Below are 23926 nucleotides of genomic sequence, written 5' to 3'. Positions count from 1 at the left end.
ACGGGGGGCTGACGTCACGACAGTTCCGCACCGGCGGGCCGCAGTTGGAGACGGGGCGAAGGCGGCGGGCCGGACGAGGGCATAACGATTGCGCACTCCCGAGCCGGACGGCCTCACCCCGCGCGACCGCGACCTGCTCAAGGCACTCGGCCGGCTGACCCGCCCTCAACTGCGGGCCCTGGTCCTCCACGACGCGCTCGGGCTGAGCGCCGAACAGGTGGCGGCCGAGGTCGAGTCGAGTACCGCGGCGGCGGCCGGGCGGGTGCTCAGTGCGCGGGCGGCGATGGCCGCCTCGGTACCGGCCCTGGTGGGGCCGGACCCGACGGCGGAGGGCTTCGGCGACCACCTGGGCGAGCTGCTGCACCGGGCCGCGGTCCACGGCTGCCCCGCGGCCAAGGCCCCCTCCCCCGGACTGCTCCGGGCACGGGGCCGGCTGCGGTCCGGGCTGCTGACGGCCGCCGCCGGAGTCGTCACGCTGGGCATGGCGGCGACGATGGTGGCCACCCTGGCGGGCAACGGTCCGTCAGCCCTCTTCCGGGAGCCGGCACTCGCGCCCCCGTCGGTCTGCTCCACCGCCGACAGCGGCAGCGCGGGGCCCGTCCGGTCGGACGTCACGGTCTGGCCGGGCCTGCTCAGCCACTGGTGCGGCCCGACCCCAGGCAGCTCACTGCCGCTGGGGCCGGCGCCCGAACCGGCTCCGGCCGCGGGTGGGGGTGCCACAGCAGGTGCCGCTGCGGGTGCCGCTACGGCCGAGGGCCTCGGACCGCTGGCCGAGGCGGTGCTGCCCCCGGCTCCTGCCCCGTCGGCGGCTCAGGCTCAGGCTCCGTCGGCGGCGGCATCGGCCGTACCGCTGGTGCCGCCGGTCCCGGTGCCGGTCCCCGCCGTGCCCTGCCCACCGCTGCGGCTCTGCCCGACGGCCGGGCTGGGCGGGTCCACCGGGCCCGCCCACGCCCCGCTCCGCTTCGAGCTGCCGCCCGCCTGACGGCGGGTCACCGGCGGTGGCCGGAACCGGCCCGGGCTGGGTCGGCCCGGGCCGGGCATGCAGGGCTCGGCCGGGCACGCGGGGCCGGGCGGTCGGAGCCCTGCGGTCAGGGCCCGGCGGTCAGGGCCGGCTGGGCAGCCAGCCGTGCTGGACGGCCTTGACCCCGGCCTCGAAACGGCTGCGGGCGCCCAGACGCTCCATCAGATCGGTGGCGGTCCGCCGGGCGGTCCGCTGCGAGACGCCGAGCCGCTTGCCGATCGCCTCGTCGGTGAACCCCTCGGCCAGCAGCCGGATCGCGGTGGCCTCCTGCGGGGTGAGCCCGTGGACGTCCGGGGTGCTGGAGGTGCCGAGCGGCTGGGCGCTGGACCAGACGTTCTCGAACAGCGCGCAGAGCGCGGTCACCGTCCCGTGCCCGGTGAGCACCACGGCGGCGGCGGCGCTGTCCTCGCCGTTCACCGGGATCACCACGGTGGTCCGGTCGGTGATGATCATCCGGGTCGGCAGCGAGGGCGCCAGCCGGACCTGGCCGCCGCGCGCGGAGATCCACTCGACGTGCTCCACGGTCGGCTGGTTGTTGCGGCAGCTCTCCAGGTAGACGGTGCGCATCCGGACGCCCCGGTCCAGCAGGTCCTGGTTGAGCGGCCGGGACGCCTCCATGCTCTCCCGGGTGTGCGCACCGTCGGGGGCGAAGGTCATCACCTCGTCCTTGACCTCCCGGGTGAGGGAGGAGAGCCTGCCCCGGATGGCGTCCAGCCCGACCAACTGCTCCACGCCCGGGTGCGCGGTGGTCGGCCGCATGTCCGAGTACTCGGCGATCAGCTGGGCGGCGGCTGCCCGGGAGGCCTCGATCCGCAGCTGCTGGGCGGCCAGCTCGGCCTGCTGGCGGGTCATCAGGATCTCCATCCCGACGTCCGGCGAGACCGCGCGCAGTGCCCCGCTCTGTTCGTAGGACGGCCGCACCAGGGCGAGCTCACTGAGCACGTCCAGCGCTGCCCGCACGTCCGCCTCGGCCAGGCCGGTGACCGCCGCCAGACCGGCCACGCCCTCCTGCGGGTGCATCAGCATGGCTCGGTAGACCGCTTCCGAGGTCGTGTCCAAGCCGAGAGTCGTGAGCATTTCCCCCACCTAAATCACTCTTCTTACAAAGTGTTCGAAGGATCATTACACGAGACTCCGTCAAGTGACGACCGGGTTTGGACGCTTCGGGCCACGGCCCAGACCGTCCAGCTTTCACCCCTGTTCAGCCGATTCAGGCATTGGCACAGTCGGCTCATGTACCTCATCCACGTCGAACTCCGGCAATCCGCGCAGGGCGCCCAACTCCCCACGGAGACGGCCGAACTGATCCGCGCGACCGCCCGGCCCGAGGACTGCCTGGAGCACGTCGTGGTGCACGGCCGGGTGGTGCCGCACCCCGTGGTCGGGCTCTTCCTCATCGCCGATGACCTGCACCAGGCCGAGCGGCGGGCCGCCGTGCTGATGGACCGCGCGGTGCACCTCCACCCCGCGCTGCTGGGCTGGGGGACGGGCCGCGCGGCCGCCCCGCTGATCGCACCCGCCGTGGAGCTCGGACTGGCCGGTTACGGCCTCGGTGGACGGAACGGTCCAAGGACCTTTCCGTCCACCGGAGATCCCTTCCATCGGCCCTGACCTGCGACGAGAGTAGTGATCGCCGGAAGGGACACCCCACCGGCCGGCCCGGAAGCCGGAAGCGTCACCGCGGGACGCAGGACTCCGGAGCCACTCCACACCCCACTTCTCTCCGAAGGACTCGCCATGCTGCGCACCCACATCGCCAAGGCCGCCGCGGTCGTCGCCCTCGCCCTCGCCGCCGTCGTCCCCGCCCTGGCCGCCCAGAGCGCCCCGGCCGCTGCGGCCACCGCCTCCGGCACCGTCCCGGTCGTCGTCCAGTACGACATGACCTGGCAGTAAGTCGGTGCCCCCGCGGACCGCTGCACCTGCAGGGCAGCCGTCCCGCCACGAACGCCGAAGGACCCGCGCCGGGGGGCGCGGGTCCTTCGGTGTTGCCGTACTGCCGTGCGGTGAGCCTTACTTGGCGATCAGCTCACGGGCCAGGCGGGCGGTCTCGGACGGCGTCTTGCCGACCTTGACACCGGCGGCCTCGAGGGCCTCCTTCTTCGCCTGGGCGGTGCCGGAGGAGCCGGAGACGATGGCGCCGGCGTGGCCCATGGTCTTGCCCTCGGGGGCGGTGAAGCCCGCGACGTAGCCGACGACCGGCTTGGTGACGTACTCGGCGATGAAGGCCGCGGCACGCTCCTCGGCGTCGCCGCCGATCTCACCGATCATCACGATCAGCTCGGTGTCCGGGTCGTCCTGGAACGCCTTGAGCGCGTCGATGTGGGTGGTGCCGATGACCGGGTCGCCACCGATGCCGACGGCCGAGGTGAAGCCGATGTCCCGCAGCTCGTACATGAGCTGGTAGGTCAGGGTGCCCGACTTCGAGACCAGGCCGATCTTGCCGGCCTGGGTGATGTCGGCCGGGATGATGCCCGCGTTGGACTGCCCGGGGGAGATCAGGCCGGGGCAGTTCGGGCCGATGATCCGGGTCTTGTTGCCCTTGGAACCGGCGTAGGCCCAGAACGCGGCGGTGTCGTGCACCGGAACGCCCTCGGTGATGACGACCGCGAGGCCGATCTCGGCGTCGATCGCCTCGACCACGGCGTCCTTGGTGAACTTCGGCGGAACGAAGATCACGGTGACGTCGGCGCCGGTGGCCGCGATGGCGTCCGCGACGGAGCCGAAGACGGGCACCTCGGTGCCGTCGACGTCAACGGTGGTGCCGGCCTTGCGCGGGTTCACGCCACCGACGATCTGGGTGCCCGAGGCGAGCATCCGACGGGTGTGCTTCATGCCCTCGGAGCCGGTCATGCCCTGGACGATGACCTTGCTGTCCTTGGTGAGGAAGATAGCCATGATTCAGTCCCCTTCCTTACTTGTTGGCCAGCTCGGCGGCGCGGTCGGCCGCACCGTCCATGGTGTCCACCTGCTGCACCAGCGGGTGGTTGGCGTCGGTCAGGATCTTGCGACCCAGCTCGGCGTTGTTGCCGTCGAGGCGGACGACCAGCGGCTTGGTGACCGCCTCGCCCTTCTCCTCGAGCAGGGCCAGCGCCTGCACGATGCCGTTGGCGACCGCGTCGCACGCGGTGATGCCGCCGAAGACGTTGACGAAGACCGACTTGACGTCGGCGTCGCCCAGGATGATCTCCAGGCCGTTCGCCATCACCTCGGCGGAGGCGCCGCCACCGATGTCGAGGAAGTTGGCGGGCTTGACGCCACCGTGGTTCTCACCGGCGTAGGCGACCACGTCGAGGGTGCTCATGACGAGGCCCGCGCCGTTGCCGATGATGCCGACCTGGCCGTCGAGCTTGACGTAGTTCAGGCCCTTGGCCTTGGCGGCAGCCTCGAGGGGGTTGGCCGCGGCCTTGTCCTCGAGCTCCTCGTGGTGCGGCTGACGGAACTCGGCGTTCTCGTCCAGCGAGACCTTGCCGTCGAGCGCGATGATCTTGCCGTCACCGGACTTGATCAGCGGGTTGACCTCGACGAGGAGGGCGTCCTCGGCGATGAAGACCTTCCAGAGCTTCACCAGCACGTCGGCGACCTGGTCGGCGATCTCGGCCGGGAACTTGGCCGCGGCGACGATCTCGGCGGCCTTCTCCGGGGTGCAGCCCTCGTTGGCGTCGACCGGGATCTTGGCGAGCGCGTCGGGGTTCTCCTCGGCGACGACCTCGATCTCCACGCCGCCCTCGACGCTGGCCATGGCCAGGAAGGTGCGGTTGGTGCGGTCCAGCAGGAAGGAGACGTAGTACTCCTCCTTGATGTCCGCCGTCTGAGCCAGCATCACCTTGTTGACGGTGTGGCCCTTGATGTCCATACCGAGGATCGCCTCGGCCTTGGCGACGGCGTCGGCCGGGTCGGAGGCGAGCTTCACGCCACCGGCCTTGCCTCGGCCACCCACCTTCACCTGAGCCTTGACGACGGCGCGGCCGCCGAAGCGCTCCGCGATGGCGGCAGCGTCTGCGGCGGTCTCGATGACATCGCCGTCAAGCACGGGCACGCCGTGCTTGGCGAAGAGGTCCCTCGCCTGGTACTCGAACAGGTCCACGTGTTTGTCCTTGTTCGTGGTCGCGGATTGTGTCTCTACGAGCGTGCCACGGCAGGATCTTCGCTGCGGGTCGTCGAGGCTGGGCGGGTACGCAGAGACAGCCTTGCGGCCCACACAGCCACGGGCGCACACGTCAATCAACACGCGCGTCACGTCCGCATGGCAGGTTATCCCCGTCCGACCGGCGTGTTTCGCCCGGGGCCCGCTCCGCTTTGGTGAGAACCGTCACAACCGGCCGCCCCGGGCACGCCGCCCGCGCAGCTCACCGGTGGTCCGGGCGGGCCGTGAGCACCGATCCGTCACCGCTCGTCCGGGTGAATCGTTCGGACACTCCGTCAGTTGCCCCTTCCCTCCGCAGGGCCGTCCGTCAGGTCTGCGGGACCGGCAGCGGCCGGCGCTCGACGGCCGCCGCCATGATCTCGGGGAAGGCGTCCGGCGTGCAGGCGAAGGCCGGGCAGCCGAGCGCGGCCAGCGCGGCGGCGTGCGCGTGGTCGTACGCGGGCGCCCCCTCGTCGGAGAGCGCGAGCAGCGCGACGAACTGCACCCCGGCCGCCTTCATCGCGGCCACCCGCTTGAGCATCTCATCCCTGATGCCGCCCTCGTAGAGGTCGCTGATCAGCACCACCACCGTGTCGGCGGGGCGGGTGATCCGGGACTGGCAGTACGCCAGCGCCCGGTTGATGTCGGTGCCGCCGCCGAGCTGGGTGGCGAACAGGACGTCCACCGGATCGGTGAGCTGCTCGGTGAGGTCCACCACCGAGGTGTCGAAGACCACCAGCCGGGTGGCGAGCGTCTTCATCGAGGAGAGCACCGCGCCGAAGACCGCCGAGTGGACCACGGACGGGGCCATCGAGCCGGACTGGTCCACGCAGAGGATCACCTCCTTCTTCACCGAGCGCTGCGCCCTGGCGTAGCCGACCAGCCGCTCCGGCACCACGGTGCGGTGCTCGGGGAGGTAGTTGGCGAGGTTGGCCCGGATGGTGCGGCCCCAGTCGATGTCCCGGTGGCGCGGACGGGCGACCCGGGCACTGCGGTCGAGCGCACCGCCGAGGGTGGCCCGGGTCCGGTCGGCGAGCCTGCGCTCCAAGTCCGCCACCACCCGGGCGACCACGGCCCGGGCCGTCTCCCGGGTGGTCTCCGGCAGGGCGTGCTTGAGGGAGAGCAGGGTGGAGACCAGGTGCACGTCCGGCTCCACGGCCTCCAGCATCTCCGGCTCCAGCAGCAGCCGTTCGAGCCCCAGCCGGGTGATCGCGTCCTGCTGCATCACCTGGACCACGGAGGTCGGGAAGTACTCCCGGATGTCACCCAGCCAACGGGCCACCTGCGGGGCCGAGCCGCCGAGGCCGGCCGAACGGGGGCCCGTGGTGCGGGGGCGGGCGCCGCCCTCGTCCGCTCCCCGGTAGAGCGCGGCGAGCGCGCCGTCCATCGCCGCGTCCCGGCCGGCCAGGGTGCGGCCGGTGCCGTCGGCCTCGCCGCCGAGCACCAGCCGCCAGCGGCGCAGCCGCTCCTGGCGGGCCTGCTCCGTCTGCTGCGGCAACTGCTCCGGCACCAGCTCCGGAGCCTGCTGTCCGGTGGGCCGAGTGGTCGTCATCAGGCGCTCCTGCGGTCGGTCTGACGGGGGATCCGGGGGTGGGGCGCCGTGTCCGCGGTGCCGGCGGCCGCGCCGGCGGAGCCGGTGCCGCTGCTGGTGCCGGAGGTTGCCGTGCCGGCCGACGCCCCGGGCCCGGCCTCGGCCCCGGCGGGCTGCGCCAGGCCGAGGAGGAGGCGGAGCACAGGCAGCGCCGCCTCGGCCCGCTCGCCGTCCAGCTCCTCGACGACCGGCGTACCGGCCGGACCTGCCGGGCCGGCCGCGGCACCGAGCCGGCCTGCCGCGACCTGCTCGCCGACCGTGCGGCGGACCCCGGCCTCCAGGGCGGCGAAGGTCCGGCGCAGCAGCGGCAGCACGTCGGTGAACACCTCGTCCGGAACGGTGCTCAGCCAGCCGTCCAGCAGGGCCAGCAGCTCCGGGTCGTGCAGCAGCAGGACCCCGCTGCCGGCCAGGAACCCCTCCACCCAACCGGCGGTGTCCGCCGGTGGGTTGGCGTGCGAGAGCACCAGGCCGAGCTGCTGCCCGGCCTCCGCCGAGTCGATCCGACCGCCGTCCAGCAACAGCCGCACCGCACGCCCTCGCAGCAGGCCGGGCACCGCGCCCGCCGCACCCGGCCCGGCGGTGCCACCGACGCCCGCCGGCGCCCCGGGCTGACGCCGGGCCAGCGACCGCAGCGCACCGGCCCACCGGTCGGCCAGCGATCCGCCCGGCGCGACCGGTACGCCCCCGGAGGCGTCCTCCCCGGCACCCGCACCACCCCCACCGCCCGCACCGCCCGGGCGACCGGACGGGACCGCGTCGACGGCCTCACCCGCCCCGCCCGCCGCGTCCGCCGTGAGCAGCGCGACGGCCGCGTGGACGCCCTCGACGTGGCCACGCAGCACCGCCGCCTGCTCCGCGTCGAGCCCCACGCAGGCCGGGGGCAGGCCGACGCAGATCCGGTCGGCCAGGCCGTGCGCCACCGCGGCCAGTGCGGAGCCGTCGGTGCCCCGGACGTCGCCGTAGCGCAGGGCGCGGACCAACGCGGGCAGCGCCTCGGCGAGTTGGGCCACGTCGGTGTCGAGCGCCGCCCGGTCCGCCAGCGCCCGCATCACCGGCGGCAGGGCGGCCGGCAGCCCGGCCAGCAGGCAGTCCTCGACCAGCCGGGTGAGCTGCGGCAGGCCGTCGGCCCCCGCCGCCAGCTCGACCGCCCGGCCGGTGGCGGCCGCCTCCACGGTGGTGCCCCACTGGGCCGCCACCGCGATGTCCACCGCGAACTCCGGCTGCCAGTGCAGCCGCCAGCTCTCCCGGAAGGTACCGGTGGCACGGACGGCGTCCTGCGTCCGGTGCCCCCAGCGGATCCCGATCAACCGCAGCCGGTGCAGCAGCAGGGAGCGGGCCGCGTCGTTCTCCTTCCGCAGGTCGAGGGCGAGCTCGCGCGGCTCGGGCTCCGGCTTCAGGCGCAGGCTGCGCTGCAGGCGGGCGAGGTCCCGCTGGAGCGGCACCGTCGGTGCGCCGTCCGGGACTTCACCGAGCGCGTCGCCGATCACCAGCCGCTCGCGGACCAGCTCCAGCGCGACCTCGGAGCCGTCGCACAGCACGGAGAGGATCGCGTCCAGCGTCTCCGGCAGCCCGGGCAGCGGACGGCCGCGCAGCAAGGCGAGCGTCTCGGCCAGCCGGACGGCCTCGATCACGTGCGCGGAGGAGACCGGGTGGTCCTCGGCCCGGAGCAGCTCGGCCGCCCTGGTCGTCCAGAGCGCCAACGCCCGAGAACCGGCGTCGGCCGCCCCGCCGCCGACCGCCGCACCGTCGGCCGGGGCGGGCCCTTCTGACGGGGCGTCGGCTCCGGCGGTGAAGAGGTGGTGGTACCAGCCGGGCGAGTCGATCCCGGCACCGTAGCCAGTGTGCTGGGAGAGCCTGCGGTGCGTCCACGGCACCCAGGTGACCTCCGTCCTGACCTTCTTCGGCAGGGTGGCCAGCAGGGCCCGGTCGTGCGCGACCGTCGGCAGGGTGGCCAGCGCCGGGACGTGCCAGGCGCCGCAGACCACGACGATGCGCCCGTGCCCGGCCCGCTTGGCGGCCCGGAGCGCCTGCCGCATGTACGCCTCGCGCAGCTCGTCCCGGCGCCCGGCCGGGTAGCGCTCGCGCAGCGCCGTCATCGCCTCGGCGACGGCCTGGAACGGGGCCAGCGGATCCGCTCCGGGGCCGCTGCCGGGGAGGCGGTGCTCGATCACGTCCTCCCACCAGGCCTCCGGGTCGGCGTGCCCGGCCGCCGCCGCGAGGGCCCCGATCGGATCGAAGCCCGACGCGTCGTCAGACTCCGTCCCCGCGCCCGCGGACGGCGCGGAAGTGCCCCCCGGCACTCCCGGGCCGTCCGGGGCGTCGACGGTCTCCACGGCGGACGGCCCGTGCTCGGTTCCCGCAGCGTCGGCCGCGGGGCCGGGGGCGGCTCCGGGAGCCGAATCGGGGTCGGGCGCCAGCCCGTACCCGGCCGGCAGGTCGATGAAGGAGACCGGGACGCCGCGCCCGGTCGCGTACCGGATCGCCACCCACTCCGGGGAGAAGGACGCGAACGGCCAGAACGCCGCCCGTGACGGGTCGTCGGCCGCGTGCGCGAGCAGCGCGACCGGCGGCACCATGCCCTCCTCGGCCGCCAGCCCGACCACGGCGTCGGCCTCCGGCGGGCCCTCGATCAGCACCGCGTCCGGCCGCAGCCGCTCCAGGGCGGCCGCCACCGCCCGGGCCGAGCCCGGCCCGTGGTGGCGGACGCCGAGCAGGGTGACCTCCGCTGCCGCGCTCATTCCGTACTCCCCTCGTTCGCTTCCCGCCCGTTCCGCCGCCCCGCCCCCGCTCAGTGCGCGCTCTCCCGGGCGGCGCGGTAGAAGTCCTTCCAGCCGTCCCGCTCGCGCAGCACGCCCTCCAGGTACTCCTGCCAGACCACCGTGTCGGCGCCCGGATCGCGCAGCACCGCCCCGGCCACGCCCGGCACCACGTCCCCCGCGCGCAGCGCGCCGTCCCCGAAGTGGGCGGCCAGCGCCAGGCCGTTGGTCACCACCGAGATGGCCTCGGCGGTGGAGAGGGTGCCGCTGGGGGTCTTCACCTTCGTCCGGCCGTCGGCGGTGACGCCGGCCCGCAGCTCGCGGAAGACCGTCACCACCCGGCGGATCTCGGCCGCCCCGTCCGGGAGTTGCGGCAGGTCGAGCGAGCGGCCGAGCTGGGCGACCCGACGGCTGACGATCTCGACCTCCTCCTCCAGCGAGCCGGGCAGCGGGAGGACCACGGTGTTGAACCGGCGGCGCAGGGCGCTGGACAGCTCGTTCACCCCCCGGTCGCGGTCGTTGGCGGTGGCGATCAGGTTGAAGCCGCGGACCGCCTGCTGCTCGGCGCCCAACTCCGGTATGGGCAGGGTCTTCTCGGAGAGGATGGTGATCAGGCTGTCCTGCACGTCGGCCGGGATGCGGGTGAGCTCCTCGACCCGGGCGATCTGCCCGTGCGCCATCGCCCGCATCACCGGCGAGGGCACCAGCGCGTCCCGGCTGGGCCCGTGGGCGAGCAGCTGCGCGTAGTTCCACCCGTACCGGACGGCCTCCTCGGGGGTGCCGGCGGTGCCCTGCACCAGCAGGGTGGAGTCCCCGCTGATCGCGGCGGCCAGGTGCTCGGAGACCCAGGTCTTGGCGGTGCCGGGGACGCCCAGCAACAGCAGTGCCCGGTCGGTGGCCAGCGTGGTGACCGCGACCTCGACGGTGCGGCGCGGGCCGACGTACTTGGGGGTGATCACGGTGCCGTCGGGCAGCGTGCCGCCGAGCAGGTAGGTGGCCACCGCCCAGGGCGAGAGCCGCCAGCGCTCGGGGCGCGGCCGGTCGTCCTGGGCGGCGAGCGCGGCCAGCTCGGCGGCGAAGGCGTCCTCGGCGTGCGCGCGGAGCACCTCAGCGGTCTGAGCAGTCATCAAAAGCTCCTCTGGATCGGCCTCAGGGCAGAGCTGTGGCAAGGGAACGGAGGGGGACGTGCTGGGTGCAGAGGCGTCTTCACATGGGCAGCTACCAGCGCGGGCGGACGGCGGGCGGACCTCGGCCCGTCGCCCTGCGAGGACAACGATGCACCCTCGGACTGACAGTCGGGGCAGTCGAACTGACAGATCACCAGTTCGAGTGAACGGCTGTCAGTGCCCCGTCCTAGCGTCGTCCCCATGGATCGATGGACCACCGAACACGTCCTCTCCCTCGCCCCCGACCAGCCCTCCCGCAAGGCCGCCGGCAAGCTCGGCTCCCCCGCCCCGTGGTCCGGCACCGGCCTCGGGCGCGGCGCGGTCTGGGGCCAGTGCCGGGGCAGCGGCTCCACGCCCTACCGCACCGTGGTCGAGCTCGGCACGCCCGCCTACAAGTGCAGCTGCCCGAGCCGCAAGTTCCCCTGCAAGCACGCCCTCGGCCTGCTGCTGCTCTGGAGCGGCAGCCCGGAGGCGGTCACCGAGGCCGAGCCGCCGGACTGGGCGAGCGAGTGGCTGGACGGGCGCGAGCAGGCCGCCGCGCGCCGCGCCGCACCGCCCGCCGCCCCCGCCGATCCGGCCGCCGCCGCCCGCCGCGCGGCCCGCCGGGCCGGGCGGATCTCGGCCGGGGCCGCCGAGCTCAGGCTCCGGCTGGCCGACCGCGTCCGGCACGGCCTGGCCGAGGAGCGGCCCGGCGGCTGGGAGGAGGTGGCGGCCCGGATGGTCGACGCCCAGGCGCCCCGGCTGGCCACCCAGGTACGGGAGTTGGCGTACGCGCCGACGGCCGACCGGCTCTCCGAGTACGCCCTGCTGCACCTGCTGGCGGGCGCCGTCGGCCGCACCGAGGAGCTGCCCGATCCGCTGGCCGCCACCGTCCGCGCCCGGGTCGGCGTCCCGGTGGACACCGCCGAGCTGCTCGCCGGGCCGACGGTCCGGGACCGCTGGCTGGTGCTCGGCAGCCGCGACACCGCCGACGACCGGCTCACCACCCGCCGCACCTGGCTGCGCGGCGCCAAGACCGGCCGCCACGCCCTGCTGCTCTCCTTCGGCGCCCCCGGCCGCTCCCCCGAGCTCGCCCTCCCCACCGGCCACCTGCTGGAGGCCGAGCTCGCCTACCACCCCGGCATCCGCCCGCTCCGGGCCGTGCTCGGCACCCGGCACGGCGCACCCGAGCCGGAGCTCCCGGCACCCGCCGGCACCGGCCCGGGCGAGGCCGTCGCCGCGTACGGCCGGGCCGTCGCCGACGACCCCTGGGTGGCCTCCTGGCCGGCCGTGCTGGCCGAGGTGGTGCCGGTGCTCGGCCCCGAGGGCTGGCGGCTGACGGACGGTCACCACAGCGTCCCCGTCCGGCCCGGCAGCTGCCCCGAGCCCGCGCTCTGGCGCCTCGCCGCCCTCTCCGCCGGGCACCCGCTCACCGTCTTCGGCGAGTACGGCCACCGCGGCTTCGCCCCCGTCACCGCCTGGTCCCCGGACGGGGTCCCTACGGGGCTCACGCAGTGAGGGGGCGGCCGGAATGGCAGCGAGGGCCGGCAGGGCAGCGCCTCAGGGGCGCGAGGAACTGCGCGCGGGAGAACGGCAACACCCGCAACTGGCTCGCCTGCCCCGACCTCACACTGGTCCGCCTTCCGAACTCGCGCCCCCGCGGCGGAGCCGCACGTCAGCAGAGCCTCGCGCCCCCGGAGTAACCACGTACGTCCCTCGCGCGCCGGGGGTATCCGCCTACGTCCCTCGCGCCCGGCCCACCGCCACGTACGCCCGACTTCCCGAACCGACGGAGGGTCAGATGACCACCGACCTCTGGCAGGAGCTGACCACCACCGCCCTGCTCGGCACCGACCGCCGCCCGCTCCCCGCCGGCCCCGACCCCCTGCCCGTGGACCGGAGCGACCCGGCCACCGCGCTGCTCGACCTGGCCGCCGTGGCCACCGTCCGCCGCCGGGCCGGAGCCCTGGCCGATCCGGCCGTCCCGGTGCCCGCGCCCGCCGGGCCCGACCCGCGCCCCGAGCCCTCGCCGTCCGCCGCCCGCCGGCTGGCCGTCCTGCTCAGCGGCCACGGGCCGCACGGCGGCGGCCACGGCACGGCCAACCTCGGCGAGCTGCTGCCGCAGTGGCTCACCGCCGCCCGCGGGCACGGCTACCGCGCCCCGGCCGCCGCCGTCCCCGCCCTGCTGGACGCGGCCCGCGCTCGCAGCGAACTCCGCCCGGACGTGGTCGCGCTGACCGGCCCGCTGGGCCGCTGGCTGGCGGAGCGGAACCAGGAGTGGAAGTACGTCGGCCGCACCGTCACCGAGGAGCTCGCCCCCGAGCCGGACGAGCGGCTCTGGCAGGAGGGCCTGTTCGCCGAGCGGGTCGGGCTGATCTCCCGGCTGCGCGGCAGCGACCCGGCCGCCGCGCTCACCCTGCTCGAATCCACCTGGGCCACCGAGCGCGCCGAGGACCGGCTGCTCTTCCTGGACGCCCTGCACGAGGGCCTCTCGCTCGCCGACGAGGCCTTCCTGGAGGCCGCCCTGGCCGACCGGAGCAAGAACGTCCGGGCCACCGCCGCCGAGCTGCTCTCCACCCTGCCGGGCTCGGCCCTGGCCGCCCGGATGGCCGGGCGCGCCCGTGCCGCCGTCCGCCCCGAGCTCACCGCCGGGGCCGACGGCCACCGGCTGGCCGTCCGGCCGCCCGTCGAGTGCGACGCCGGGATGCAGCGCGACGGCATAGCGCCCAAGTCACCCACCGGGCGCGGGCAGCGGGCCTGGTGGTTCGGCGAGGTCCTGGCGGCCGCACCGCTCGCGCTCTGGACCGACGACACCGGCCTGACGCCGGATCAGCTGCTCCTGCTGCCGGTCACCGAGGAGGAGGCGGACGACTGGCGGGAGGACCTCCACGAGGCCTGGGCCCGGGCCGCGGTCCGCCAGCAGGACGCCGACTGGGCGCGCGCCCTGCTCGGCCCGCCGCCGCGCCCCGCCACCACCCTGGCCCGCCGCACCGGCCGCGACCGCGCGAAGCCCCGCCAGACCGGCCAGAACGGCCGAGCCACCAGCGCCACCAGGGCCGCGCAGGCGACCGGCGTGCCCTCCCGCCTGCTCGGCGTGCTGCCCGAGGAGGAGCGGGCCGCCTGGACGGCCGCGTTCATCGAGACCCACGGCCTGGGCGAGGCCTTCCAACTGCTCGGCGCCTGCGCCACCCCGTGGACCCCGCCGCTGAGCACCGCCGTGGTCGCCGCCCTGGAGCGGGCCGCCGCCTCCGGCTCGTACCCGTGGAGCCACAGCGGCGTGCTGGGCATGACCGAGCGGGCCCTCTCCCCCGCCACCGCCCCGGCCGTGGCCGCCCTGGCCGCCGCCGCCACGCCGAACTCGGCCTGGGCCGACACCCTCACCCGGCTCGCCGAGACGCTCCGCTTCCGCGCCGCCATGCTCGACGAGCTCACCACCCTCTGAGCACGGCGAAGGGCCCCGGAGGCAAGCCTCCGGGGCCCTCACGATCCGTCAGGCTCAGCCTGCGGCGCGCAGGTTCGCCTCGACCCAGGCCACCACGTCGCGGGTGGGGGTGCCCGGGGTGAAGATGTCGGCCACGCCCATCCGCTTGAGCTCGACGATGTCCTCGTCCGGGATGATCCCGCCGCAGAACACCTTGATGTCGGCCGCGTCGCGCTCCTTGAGGAGCTCGATCACCCGGGCGCAGAGCGTCATGTGGGCGCCGGAGAGGATCGACAGCCCGATCCCGTCCGCGTCCTCCTGGATCGCGGTGTCCACCACCTGCTCGGGCGTCTGGTGCAGCCCGGTGTAGATGACCTCCATGCCGGCGTCGCGCAGCGCCCGGGCGATGACCTTCGCGCCCCGGTCGTGCCCGTCGAGACCGGGCTTGGCGACCACCACGCGGATCGGCCCTGACACACCCATCACTGCCTCCGGTTAACCACCGATAACTGAACCTGAGGGGAGGGTACGCCACCCGCCCCGGTTGGCGGAGGCCCCTCCCCAAGGGAGGGGAAAATCACAGCCCCGGGGTGGGCCCGACCGACCCTAACGACCTACCCGGCCGGCCGGACCCCTATCCGCCCCCTAGGAGGCGGAGCCGGCCCCTAGAGCTTCTCGACCGGGGCGTAGCGCAGCAGCAGCTGCTTGCGCCCGGCGCCGCCGAAGTCCACCGTCGCCTGTGCCTTGTCGCCGACCCCGGAGGTGGCCACCACGGTGCCCAGCCCGAAGGAGTCGTGCGTCACCCGGTCCCCGACCGCCAGCGCCACGACCTCCTTCTCGGTCACCCGCCGGGCCGACTGCCCCCAGCCCGCCTTCGGTGAACTCGCCGCCGCCCCACCGGACTTGCGCCCGCCGAAGCCGCCCGAGCCACCGGAGGAGGAGAAGCCGCGCGAGGCCGGCACCGCCGAGGCGCCCGTCCGCTTCCACTCCACCAGCGTCTCCGGGATCTCCTCCAGGAAGCGCGAGGCCGGGTTGTACGAGGGCTGGCCCCAGGCGCTGCGCAGCACCGAGCGGGTCAGGTAGAGCCGCTGCCGGGCCCGGGTCAGGCCGACGTAGGCCAGCCGCCGCTCCTCCTCCAGCTCCTTGACCTGGTTGAGCGCCCGCATGTGCGGGAAGATCCCGTCCTCCATGCCGGTCAGGAAGACCACCGGGAACTCCAGGCCCTTGGCGGTGTGCAGGGTCATCATCGTGATGACGCCCGCGCCGTCCTCCTCGTCGGGGATCTGGTCGGAGTCGGCGACCAGCGCGACCCGCTCCAGGAAGTCCGCCAGCGAGCCCACCGGCGGGGCGCCCTCGTCGTCGTTCTCCGGCCGCTCGCCCGGGTCCTGCTCGTACTCGAGCGCCACCGAGGCGAGCTCCTGGAGGTTCTCCACCCGGGTCTCGTCCTGAGGGTCGGTGGAGGCCTGCAGCTCGGCCAGGTAGCCGGTCTCCTCCAGCACCGCCTCCAGCACCGCCGCCGGGCCGGCGCCCGACTCGACCACCTGGCGCAGCCCGGCCAGCAGGTCGTTGAACTTCTTCACCGCGTTGGCCGAGCGCGCGGCCATGCCGTACGCCTCGTCCACCCGCACCAGCGCCTGGGCGAAGGAGATCCGCTCGCGCTGGGCCAGCGCGTCGATCATCGCCTCGGCCCGCTCGCCGATGCCGCGCTTGGGCACGTTGAGGATCCGGCGCAGCGGCACGGTGTCCTCGGGGTTGGAGAGCACCCGCAGGTACGCCAGCACGTCCCGGACCTCGCGGCGCTCGTAGAAGCGCACCCCGCCGACCACCTTGTACGGCAGGCCGACCCGGATGAACACCTCCTCGAAGACGCGGGACTGGGCGTTGGTCCGGTAGAAGATCGCCACGTCGCCGGGGCGGGCGTCGCCCGCGTCGGTCAGCCGGTCGATCTCGTCGGCGATGAACTGGGCCTCGCCGTGCTCGTCGTCGGCGACGTAGCCGACCACCTTCTCGCCGTCGTCCCCGGCGGTCCAGAGGTTCTTCTTGCGGCGGTTGGTGTTCCGCTCGATGACCGCGTTGGCCGCGGTCAGGATGGTCTGGGTGGAGCGGTAGTTCTGCTCCAGCAGGATGGTGGTGGCGTTCGGGTAGTCCTCCTCGAACTGGAGGATGTTGCGGATGGTCGCGCCGCGGAAGGCGTAGATCGACTGGTCCGCGTCACCCACCACGCAGAGCTCGGCCGGCGGCACCTCGGCGAGGCGGCCCTCCGCCGGGTTCACGTAGTCGCCGTCCACCGTGCGCTTCGGCGCGGCCGAGACCGAACCGCCGCTCAGCTCCCGCACCAGCATGTACTGGGCGTGGTTGGTGTCCTGGTACTCGTCGACCAGGATGTGCCGGAACCGCCGCCGGTAGTGCTCGGCCACGTCGGGGAAGGCCTGGAGCAGGTTCACCGTGGTCATGATGATGTCGTCGAAGTCCAGCGCGTTGGCCTCGCGCAGGCGCCGCTGGTAGAGGAAGTACGCCTCGGCGAGCTTCTTCTCCATCGGGTTGGCGGCCTGGTCGGCGTAGGTCTCCTCGTCGATCAGCTCGTTCTTGAGGTTGCTGATCTTCGCGGTGAAGGACTTCGGCGGGAACTGCTTCGGGTCCAGGTCCAAGTCCCGGCAGACCAGTGCCATCAGCCGCTGCGAGTCGGCCGAGTCGTAGATCGAGAAGCTGGAGGTGAAGCCGAGCAGCTTGCTCTCCCGGCGCAGGATCCGCACGCAGGCGCTGTGGAAGGTCGACACCCACATCGCCTTGGCCCGCGGCCCGACCAACGCCTCGACCCGCTCGCGCATCTCGCCGGCGGCCTTGTTGGTGAAGGTGATCGCCAGGATCTCGCCGGGCTGCACGCCGCGGGCTCCCAGCAGGTACGCGATCCGGTGCGTCAGCACCCGGGTCTTGCCCGACCCCGCACCGGCCACGATCAGCAGCGGGGAGCCGGCGTGCACCACCGCGTCCCGCTGCGGGTCGTTCATCCCCTCCAGCAGCTGGGCCGGGTCGACCACCGTCCGGGCCGCGCCGTTGCGGTACCAGGCGTCCCGCTCGGCCTCGGCCTCGTGGTCGGTCTCGAACAGCCCGGCCGGGATCGCCTCCTCGTACGGCGGCTCCTCCCCGTACCCCGGGGGCTCCTCCCCGTACTCGCCGGCCGGCGGCTCGTCGTCGGAGGACTGCTGCGACCCGGCGGCGGACGGAAGCTCGAAACCGGGGAGCGGAAGGTCGTCAAAGAGGCTACTCATGGCCCTCCGAGTCTATGACCACCCGCCGACAGCCCCGCCGGATTCCGGAAGGACCGGCGCCCGCCGGCCCGCGCTACGAGGCGTTGGTGTAGACGAAGACCAGGAAGCCGCCGTACACGGCCGAGCAGAGCGCCGCCGCCCCGAGCAGCATCACCAGCGAGGTCCGGCTCCGGATCCGGGCCAGTCCGGCCGCCGCCGGCAGCAGCAGCCCGAAGGCGGGGATCAGGAAGCGGGCCCGCGAGTTGAAGTACGCCGCGTCGCCGAGCGCCAGCACCAGCAGCGCCGCGCTGTAGAGCAGCAGCACCGGCGGCTGCCGCTGGGCGACCGAGACCGCGAAGAGCACCACGCTCGCCGCGAGCACCCCCGCCACCACCACCTCGGCCAGCCACACCTGCCCGCTGCTGGTCAGCATGGACCGCAGGCTCTCGAAGGTGCTGCGGCCGAAGTCGAAGTGCGACTCCCAGGCGTCCTGCACCCGGAAGTAGCCGTCCCAGCTCCCCTTCACCGCACCGACCCAGCCCAGGAACCCGAAGAACCCCAGCGGGGCGAGCACCGCCCCCAGCGCCGCCCGCCACCCGCCGCGGCGGGCCAGCAACTCCCAGAGCGCGGCGCAGGAGACGGCGGCGGCCAGGGCCAGCCCGGTCGGCCTGGTCAGCCCGGCCAGCACGGTGAGGGCGCCGGCCGGCACCCAGTGGCGGCGCACCGCCGCGTACACCGCCCAGGCCGCGAAGGCGGTGAAGAGCGGCTCGGAGTAGGCCGCGCTCTCCACCACGGCCAGCGGGAGGACGCCCCAGAGCACCGCGGCCAGCACCCCGGTCCGGCGCCCGTGCAGGTGCGCACCCACCGCGAAGATCCCCCAGGCCGCGACCAGCGAGGCGGCCCAGGCCACCAGCAGCGCGGCGAGCTCGACCGAGAACGGGGTGAGCAGGTCGGTGAGCCGGATCAGCGCCGGGTAGAGCGGAAAGAAGGCGTAGGCCTCGTACGCGCCGTGCGGCCCGGGCAGCGGTACGGACCCGGCGTAGCCGTGCTGCGCGAGGTCCTGGTACCAGTACGCGTCCCACATGGTGGCGAGCCGGTGCAGCCCGCCGGTGCCGCGCCGGCTGCCCCAGACGACCACCGTCAGCACGCCGACCGCCCGCACCGCGAGGTAGCCGAGCAGGGCCGGGGCGGCGTACCGCAGCGCGGCGCGGAACCCCGGGCGGCGTTCGGCGGCGCCGGCGGCGTCGCGGGGCCCGGGGGTCTGGGTGCTGGCACGTCGGAGCGGCCGGGACTGGGTGGACACGCGGTCCATCATGCCGTCAGTTCCCGCACGCACCCAGCGGAACGGGCCCGGGTGGTGAACTCCGCCGGCCGGAGCCGGAGGAGTTCACCCGTTGTCCCGCCGGTGTTCCTACTTGCGTTCCGAGAGCGAGACGGTCAGCCCGCGGACGTGCTTCACCTGGGTGACCTTGTAGGCGGCGCGCAGCGCCTCTGCCTCGTTCTTCGGCAGGTTGGCGTACGGGTCGTCGCCCTCGCCCAGGGTGACCACCCAGACCCGGTTGACCCCGTTCAGGCAGGAGGCCGGCTGGGGGCAGGCGTCGGCGAAGAGGTCGTCCTTCTGCAGCGCGGACTTGGCCGCGAAGACGTCCTTGAGCTCGACCCGGTCCGGCAGGTAGTACTCGATCTCCAGGTCGGTCATCGCCCAGGACTTGTCACCACGGACCGGCGCGAAGCCGTCGCCCGGCTGGTAGCCGTCGGTGATGACCTTCGCGGCGGCCTTGCCGTTGGTGTTCTCGTGCGCGGTCGCGGTGCGCAGCTTCTCCTGGTCCGGCCAGCCGAGCAGCGCGACCACCACCAGACCGACCACGCCGAGGAAGCGCGGCTTCAGCTTGCCGAGCCCGGCTCCGGCCAGGACCGCCCAGGCCGGGAGGGTGTAGAGCTGGTAGCGGTCGAAGAAGTACGCGGTCTGACCCTGCGAGATGAACCAGGTGAGCAGGATCGGCAACGCCGCCATCAGCCCGATCTCGAAGGCGGGGCGGCGGCCCCTGGCCCAGCCGGCCGGGATCGCGGCCAGCGCCAGGACGCCGGCGCTGACCAGGGCCGAGCCGAACATGTTGTGCCAGTAGTCGACGAAGGTGTTCAGCTCGGGGGCCTGCAGCCAGCCGATCTGCCGCTTGGACTGCTCGGTGCCGAGCAGCACCAGCGGGATCACCGGCACCAGCCCGATCAGCACCGCGGCCGGGAAGCCGAACAGCAGGCCCTTGCGGCGGTCCCGCCACCAGTGCATCGCCACCACCACGGCGTGGCTGGAGAGGAAGACCAGCGAGACCATGTGGAACAGCCCGGCCGCCGCCACCGACACCGCGTACGGCAGCCAGCGCTGCCAGCTCGGCCGCTCCAGCGCGCGGAACAGGAAGAAGGTGGCGGCCGCCACCGCGAGCACCACGAAGGCGTAGGACCGGGCCTCCTGCGAGTACCGGGAGACGGTCGGCAGCACCGCGAACAGCAGACCGGCGATCAGACCGCTCGCCGTGCCGAACAGCCGACGGCCCGTCAGCGCGACGAAGACCGCCGCACCGGTGAGCGCCAGCGCGGAGGGCAGCCGGAGCATCGTCGGGGAGTCCCCGAAGACGCTGACCCAGCCGTTCATCAGCAGGTAGTAGGCGCCGGAGACGGCGTCCACGTGCTGGAGCAGTTCCAGCAGGTCGCCGGTGCTGCGGGTGGCCGCGCTCCAGGTCGCGAACTCGTCGCGCCACGGCTGCGGCCGCCAGCTCCCCCGGATCCCCAGGACGAGGGTGAGGAGGGCCGGCCAGAGCCAGACCGTCCGGTTCAACAGCGGGGTGAGGCGCTCCTCCAGGGCGGAGCCGGGGCGGCGGTTCGAGGGGGGCGCCTCGTCGTTCCGGCTCTGGGACTCCGTCTCGACGGCGGGTTCCATGCGGCTGGCTGTCATGTGGTACGAGCCCTTCGGCGCCGTGCTGCCGTCACGGCGGCTTCTCAAGTTCAGTGGCCAACGCCAAGGACGCACCCCCCAGCGCACCCCCCAGGCCGCCTCATCCTAACCGTCGCTCGGGAGTGTGAAGAAACCCCGTTCGCCCCACCTGTGGCCCAGGTCGCATGCAGCGCTGTGCCAATATGCACTCCGTGCAAGGAAGTTGCACGCGCGGTGAAAAACGTATAAGAAGTCTCATCGTATGTTTAAAGTTGCGCGGGGACAGTCCCCGCGCGTAGGGCGGCCCAGTCCCGAGGACGGCAGAGAGCCTTGACAGTCACCTCGTGCCCGACTGCGCCGGCCCTTCCACGTCACGCAGTCCGGCTGCCCGTGCCCGCCTCCCCGGCCAGGAAGCCCACTCGATGACGCTCGCCACCTCACCTCCGACCACCAGTGCGCCCGACGCCGCCCCCCCGGTAGGCCGGCGGCAGCGGCTGGTGACCGAGCTCCGGCTCGCCGCACCGGCGATCAGCCTCTACGTCGGGCTGAAGGTACTCGGCATCCTGGTCTTCCTCGCCATGGCCAACTACGCGGACCTGGACTGGCTCAAGGACATCGGGAACCGCTGGGACTCGGTGCACTACACGAAGATCGCGCTGCACGGCTACGGCGACCACCTGATCTACGGCAACGACGGCCGGCTGGTCTACGGCGTCAACCGCCAGGCGTTCTTCCCGCTCTACCCGATGCTGATGCGCTGGGGTTCCTGGCTGGGCGTCAGCACCACCGTCGCCGGGATGCTGGTCTCCGGGGTCAGCTCGCTGCTCGCCGCCTGGGGCCTGTACAAGGTCGGCGCCCACCTGCGCGACCGCACCACCGGCATCATGATGGCCGGTCTGTTCGCCGTGGTCCCGACCGCGCACGTGCAGTGGCTGGTCTACACCGAGTCGCTGTTCATCGCCCTCGCCGTCTGGGCGCTGTACTCGGCGATCCGGCACCGCTGGGTGCTGGCCGGTCTGATCTGCGTCGTCGCCGGGCTCTCCCGGCCGACCTCGGCCGCCGTGATCGGCGCGGTCGGCCTGGCCGCGATCTGGGCCCTGATCAAGCGCAAGGACGGGCTCCGCCCGCTCGCCGCCATGGTGCTGGCGCCGCTCGGCCTGCTCTTCTACCTGGTCTACCTGGCGGTCCGTTACGACAAGCCGAACGCCTACTTCCTGATCCAGGACCAGTCCTGGGGCGAGACCTTCGACTGGGGCGACACCACCTGGCGCAACGTGCTGGAGTCCACCGCCACGATGTGGCCCCAGCAGTTCCAGCACTACATCACCACCATGGTGCTGATCGCCCTGCCCGCCCTGGTCTTCTTCATGCTCCGCGAGAAGCTGCCGCTGGCGCTCAACGCCTTCGTGCTGGCCTCGCTCCCGCTGGTCCTCCTGGTGCACCACTGGCCGGCCATCATCCCGCGCTACCTGATGCCGCTCTTCCCGCTGCTGCTTCCGGTGGCCGCCGGGCTGGCCAAGACCCGGGCCTCCACCCGGTACACCCTGCTGATCACGCTCGGCGCCGCATCCGGGTGGTACGCGACCTGGTTCTTCTGGAACTGGGCCACCGCCCCCTGATCCGCCCCTTCCGCTCACCTTTTCTCTCCGAGGAGTTCCTCCATGACCGAACTGCCGCAGGCAGTCACGGAGTTCGACCACCGGGTGTACCGCGCGGTGCGGGCCCGCTTCGGCGACCAGCGCTCCGTCGACGTCAGCCGCGCGCTGTCCTGGGCCGGTGAGCACGCCGCCGGCTGGCTGGCCCTCGGCCTGGCCGGTGCGGTGGTCGACAGTGAGCGCCGGGGCAGCTGGCTGCGGGCCACCGGCGCGGTGGCCGGTGCCCACCTGGCGAGCATGGCGATCAAGCGCGTGGTCCGCCGTCCGCGGCCGAACGGCCCCGGGATGGAGCCGCTGGTCACCACGGCCGGCAAGCACAGCTTCCCCAGCTCGCACGCGACCTCCTCCGCCGCCGCGGCCGTCGCCTTCGCCCCGCTGCTGCCCACCACCGTGGTCGGCGCGGCGGCCGGCGCGGTCTGCTTCTCCCGCCTGGTGGTCGGCGTGCACTACCCGTCCGACGTGCTGAGCGGCGCCGCCCTCGGTGCGGCCGTGGCCGGCGCCAGCCGGAACTGGATCGCCAAGGGGACCACCAGCAATGTCTGAGACCAGCACGCTGCCGGTCGAGGCGGTGCTCCCGGCCCAGGCGACCGCCCCGGTCGCCGACGACTGGGCGGTCCGCCCGTTCAAGCTGAGCGCGCTCCCCGGCGGGCTGATCCGCAACGCCCGCCCCCGGCAGTGGGTCAAGAACATCCTCGTGGTGGCGGCCCCCGGCGCCGCCGGCATGCTCGGCCACGCCGAGGTGATCAAGCAGACCGCGATCGTCTTCGGCCTGTTCTGCGCCGCCGCCTCGGCGATCTACTTCCTCAACGACGCGATGGACGTGGCCTCGGACCGCGCCCACCCCGTGAAGCGGAACCGCCCGATCGCCTCCGGCATCGTCCCGCTCCCGGTCGCGTACCTGGCCGCCGTGCTGCTGGCCGGTGGCGCCATCACCGGCGCGGTGCTGCTCTGCAACGGCCCGACCGCCGTCGCCCTCGGCTGCTACCTGGTGATGCAGTTCCTGTACTGCACCGGGCTCAAGCACGTCCTGGTGGTGGACCTGGCCTTCGTCACCTCCGGCTTCCTGCTCCGCGCGATGATCGGCGGCCTGGCCTCCGGCATCCCGCTGTCGCAGTGGTTCCTGATCACCGCCGGCTTCGGCTCGCTGTTCATGGTCTCCGCCAAGCGCTACTCCGAGCTGGTGCTGATGGGTGATCAGGCGGCCGAGTCCCGCAAGCTGCTGGCCGAGTACACCACCGGCTACCTGCGCTTCGTCTGGCAGGCCGCGGCCGCCGTCGCGGTGCTCAGCTACTGCCTCTGGGCGCTGGAGCCGAGCGGCGACCACCCGGGCCTGAAGCAGATCACCATCGTGCCGTTCGTCTTCGCGATGCTGCGCTACGCCGTCTTCGCGGACCGCGGCACGGCCGGTGCGCCGGAGGACGTGGTCCTCAAGGACCGCGCGCTGCTGGTGACGGGCGCCCTCTGGGTGATCCTCTTCGGCCTCTCCGTGGTCGGCGTCTGATGACCCAGGCACACGCCGGGGCCCCCTCCGGGAGGCTCCGCGCCCTGCTGCCCGAGCTGATCAAGTTCGGTGTGGTGGGCGGCCTCGGCTACGTCACCGACGTCGTGCTCTTCCTGCTGCTGGACGACCCGATGGGAGTCATCCCGGCCAGGGTGGTCTCGCTGACGGCCTCCACCGCGGTGGCCTTCGTCGGGAACAAGTACTGGACCTTCCGCGAGCGGAGCGGGGCCGGGAGCCCCGCCGAGGTCGGCCGGGAGACCGCGATGTTCCTGGTGGTCAGCGTGGCCGGCGCCCTGATCCAGCTCGCCTGCCTGGGCACCTCGCACTACCTGCTGGGCTTCACCAGCACCACGGCGGACCTGGTCTCCGGCAGCGTGATCGGCATGGTGCTGGCCACCGCCGCCCGCTTCTGGGGCACCAAGGTCCTGGTCTTCCGCACCGCGTCGGCCTGACGGCCGCGCCGCGCACCACGAGGGCGGGGTCCGACGGAACGGCAACCACCGTTCCGTCCATTAAAGCGGTACGCGAGCTGGGTT

19 protein-coding genes are annotated in these 23926 nt (G+C 73.7%); 9 read left to right on the top strand and 10 right to left on the bottom strand.

Annotation, left to right across the window (positions count from 1 at the left end):
- Positions 1-88: 88 nt before the first annotated feature.
- Positions 89-982, top strand: coding sequence for a hypothetical protein (locus ACWEPF_RS36035; RefSeq protein ID WP_452175916.1), 894 nt, complete (start codon positions 89-91; stop codon positions 980-982).
- 120 nt (positions 983-1102) lie between these two features.
- On the opposite strand, the gene ACWEPF_RS36030 is transcribed toward ACWEPF_RS36035, so the two are convergent.
- Positions 1103-2098 (bottom strand): helix-turn-helix transcriptional regulator, encoded by a 996-nt coding sequence (locus ACWEPF_RS36030; RefSeq protein ID WP_452175915.1) that lies wholly within the window; start codon positions 2096-2098, stop codon positions 1103-1105.
- Positions 2099-2254: 156 nt separating this feature from the next.
- Between ACWEPF_RS36030 and ACWEPF_RS36025 the strand changes: the two genes are divergently transcribed.
- Together ACWEPF_RS36025 and ACWEPF_RS36020 are read left to right on the top strand one after the other, a co-directional pair.
- Complete coding sequence (locus ACWEPF_RS36025) at positions 2255-2632, top strand: hypothetical protein (RefSeq protein ID WP_345286094.1); 378 nt, start codon at positions 2255-2257, stop codon at positions 2630-2632.
- 126 nt (positions 2633-2758) lie between these two features.
- Positions 2759-2914, top strand: coding sequence for a hypothetical protein (locus ACWEPF_RS36020; protein ID WP_452175914.1), 156 nt, complete (start codon positions 2759-2761; stop codon positions 2912-2914).
- Positions 2915-3031: 117 nt separating this feature from the next.
- Here the strand turns inward: ACWEPF_RS36020 and sucD are convergent, their stop codons facing one another.
- The 5 genes from sucD to ACWEPF_RS35995 all read right to left on the bottom strand — a co-directional run bounded on the left by sucD (position 3032) and on the right by ACWEPF_RS35995 (position 10618).
- Entirely contained in the window at positions 3032-3916 is an 885-nt protein-coding gene (sucD, locus tag ACWEPF_RS36015; protein ID WP_345286098.1) for a succinate--CoA ligase subunit alpha, read from the bottom strand.
- A gap of 16 nt (positions 3917-3932) precedes the next feature.
- Entirely contained in the window at positions 3933-5105 is a 1173-nt protein-coding gene (gene sucC, locus ACWEPF_RS36010; RefSeq protein WP_345286100.1) for an ADP-forming succinate--CoA ligase subunit beta, read from the bottom strand.
- A 367-nt stretch (positions 5106-5472) separates the two neighbouring features.
- Positions 5473-6696 (bottom strand): VWA domain-containing protein, encoded by a 1224-nt coding sequence (locus ACWEPF_RS36005; RefSeq protein ID WP_452175913.1) that lies wholly within the window; start codon positions 6694-6696, stop codon positions 5473-5475.
- Positions 6696-9473 (bottom strand): DUF5682 family protein, encoded by a 2778-nt coding sequence (locus ACWEPF_RS36000; protein WP_452175912.1) that lies wholly within the window; start codon positions 9471-9473, stop codon positions 6696-6698. The genes ACWEPF_RS36005 and ACWEPF_RS36000 overlap by 1 nt, the downstream gene beginning before the upstream one ends.
- Before the next feature lie 50 nt (positions 9474-9523).
- Positions 9524-10618: an ATP-binding protein gene (locus ACWEPF_RS35995; protein ID WP_452175911.1), complete on the bottom strand. Its 1095-nt coding sequence runs from the start codon at positions 10616-10618 to the stop codon at positions 9524-9526.
- 240 nt (positions 10619-10858) lie between these two features.
- Between ACWEPF_RS35995 and ACWEPF_RS35990 the strand changes: the two genes are divergently transcribed.
- The gene (locus tag ACWEPF_RS35990; RefSeq protein ID WP_452175910.1) at positions 10859-12154 is read left to right on the top strand and encodes an SWIM zinc finger family protein; all 1296 of its coding nucleotides are present in this window, start codon (positions 10859-10861) and stop codon (positions 12152-12154) included.
- A 283-nt stretch (positions 12155-12437) separates the two neighbouring features.
- On the top strand, positions 12438-14078 hold the full coding sequence (locus ACWEPF_RS35985; protein ID WP_452175909.1) for a DUF5691 domain-containing protein: 1641 nt from the start codon (positions 12438-12440) through the stop codon (positions 14076-14078).
- Between the two features lie 54 nt (positions 14079-14132).
- Here the strand turns inward: ACWEPF_RS35985 and ACWEPF_RS35980 are convergent, their stop codons facing one another.
- From ACWEPF_RS35980 to ACWEPF_RS35965, 4 genes are all read right to left on the bottom strand, one after another.
- Entirely contained in the window at positions 14133-14540 is a 408-nt protein-coding gene (locus tag ACWEPF_RS35980; RefSeq protein ID WP_449796971.1) for a cobalamin B12-binding domain-containing protein, read from the bottom strand.
- 182 nt (positions 14541-14722) lie between these two features.
- Positions 14723-17326, bottom strand: a complete 2604-nt coding sequence (pcrA, locus tag ACWEPF_RS35975) for a DNA helicase PcrA (RefSeq protein ID WP_345286115.1) — start codon at positions 17324-17326, stop codon at positions 14723-14725.
- A 73-nt stretch (positions 17327-17399) separates the two neighbouring features.
- Positions 17400-18608: a glycosyltransferase 87 family protein gene (locus ACWEPF_RS35970; RefSeq protein WP_452175908.1), complete on the bottom strand. Its 1209-nt coding sequence runs from the start codon at positions 18606-18608 to the stop codon at positions 17400-17402.
- Between the two features lie 108 nt (positions 18609-18716).
- A complete protein-coding gene (locus tag ACWEPF_RS35965) occupies positions 18717-20255 on the bottom strand; it encodes a glycosyltransferase family 39 protein (protein WP_452175907.1) in 1539 nt (512 codons plus the stop codon).
- A gap of 401 nt (positions 20256-20656) precedes the next feature.
- On the opposite strand from ACWEPF_RS35965, the gene ACWEPF_RS35960 reads away from it, so the two are divergent.
- Genes ACWEPF_RS35960 through ACWEPF_RS35945 form a run of 4 tightly spaced genes read left to right on the top strand, consistent with a single transcriptional unit; the run spans position 20657 to position 23842 of the window.
- A complete protein-coding gene (locus tag ACWEPF_RS35960; protein ID WP_452175906.1) occupies positions 20657-21853 on the top strand; it encodes a hypothetical protein in 1197 nt (398 codons plus the stop codon).
- A gap of 42 nt (positions 21854-21895) precedes the next feature.
- Positions 21896-22432, top strand: coding sequence for a phosphatase PAP2 family protein (locus ACWEPF_RS35955; RefSeq protein ID WP_345286121.1), 537 nt, complete (start codon positions 21896-21898; stop codon positions 22430-22432).
- A complete protein-coding gene (locus tag ACWEPF_RS35950; RefSeq protein ID WP_452175905.1) occupies positions 22425-23390 on the top strand; it encodes a decaprenyl-phosphate phosphoribosyltransferase in 966 nt (321 codons plus the stop codon). Before ACWEPF_RS35955 ends, ACWEPF_RS35950 begins: the two co-directional genes overlap by 8 nt.
- Positions 23390-23842 carry a GtrA family protein gene (locus tag ACWEPF_RS35945; protein ID WP_345286125.1) on the top strand — a complete coding sequence of 151 codons (453 nt, stop codon included), beginning with the start codon at positions 23390-23392 and terminating at the stop codon, positions 23840-23842. The genes ACWEPF_RS35950 and ACWEPF_RS35945 overlap by 1 nt, the downstream gene beginning before the upstream one ends.
- The last annotated feature ends 84 nt before the right edge of the window (positions 23843-23926 follow it).

The sequence above is a fragment of the Kitasatospora sp. NPDC004289 genome (genome assembly GCF_053602875.1).
The sequence above is the reverse complement of the archived record's forward strand: the minus strand, read 5'-3'. Positions and strand labels throughout refer to the sequence as shown.

What these genes read in the sequence shown, in the direction of transcription:
- ACWEPF_RS36030 (WP_452175915.1), bottom strand. Translation starts at nt 2,098, where the DNA reads ATGCTCACGACTCTCGGCTTGGACACGACCTCGGAAGCGGTCTACCGA.
- ACWEPF_RS36025 (WP_345286094.1), top strand. Translation starts at nt 2,255, where the DNA reads ATGTACCTCATCCACGTCGAACTCCGGCAATCCGCGCAGGGCGCCCAA.
- ACWEPF_RS36020 (WP_452175914.1), top strand. Translation starts at nt 2,759, where the DNA reads ATGCTGCGCACCCACATCGCCAAGGCCGCCGCGGTCGTCGCCCTCGCC.
- sucD (WP_345286098.1), bottom strand. Translation starts at nt 3,916, where the DNA reads ATGGCTATCTTCCTCACCAAGGACAGCAAGGTCATCGTCCAGGGCATG.
- ACWEPF_RS36005 (WP_452175913.1), bottom strand. Translation starts at nt 6,696, where the DNA reads ATGACGACCACTCGGCCCACCGGACAGCAGGCTCCGGAGCTGGTGCCG.
- ACWEPF_RS36000 (WP_452175912.1), bottom strand. Translation starts at nt 9,473, where the DNA reads ATGAGCGCGGCAGCGGAGGTCACCCTGCTCGGCGTCCGCCACCACGGG.
- ACWEPF_RS35995 (WP_452175911.1), bottom strand. Translation starts at nt 10,618, where the DNA reads ATGACTGCTCAGACCGCTGAGGTGCTCCGCGCGCACGCCGAGGACGCC.
- ACWEPF_RS35990 (WP_452175910.1), top strand. Translation starts at nt 10,859, where the DNA reads ATGGATCGATGGACCACCGAACACGTCCTCTCCCTCGCCCCCGACCAG.
- ACWEPF_RS35985 (WP_452175909.1), top strand. Translation starts at nt 12,438, where the DNA reads ATGACCACCGACCTCTGGCAGGAGCTGACCACCACCGCCCTGCTCGGC.
- ACWEPF_RS35980 (WP_449796971.1), bottom strand. Translation starts at nt 14,540, where the DNA reads ATGGGTGTGTCAGGGCCGATCCGCGTGGTGGTCGCCAAGCCCGGTCTC.
- pcrA (WP_345286115.1), bottom strand. Translation starts at nt 17,326, where the DNA reads ATGAGTAGCCTCTTTGACGACCTTCCGCTCCCCGGTTTCGAGCTTCCG.
- ACWEPF_RS35965 (WP_452175907.1), bottom strand. Translation starts at nt 20,255, where the DNA reads ATGACAGCCAGCCGCATGGAACCCGCCGTCGAGACGGAGTCCCAGAGC.
- ACWEPF_RS35960 (WP_452175906.1), top strand. Translation starts at nt 20,657, where the DNA reads ATGACGCTCGCCACCTCACCTCCGACCACCAGTGCGCCCGACGCCGCC.
- ACWEPF_RS35955 (WP_345286121.1), top strand. Translation starts at nt 21,896, where the DNA reads ATGACCGAACTGCCGCAGGCAGTCACGGAGTTCGACCACCGGGTGTAC.
- ACWEPF_RS35950 (WP_452175905.1), top strand. Translation starts at nt 22,425, where the DNA reads ATGTCTGAGACCAGCACGCTGCCGGTCGAGGCGGTGCTCCCGGCCCAG.
- ACWEPF_RS35945 (WP_345286125.1), top strand. Translation starts at nt 23,390, where the DNA reads ATGACCCAGGCACACGCCGGGGCCCCCTCCGGGAGGCTCCGCGCCCTG.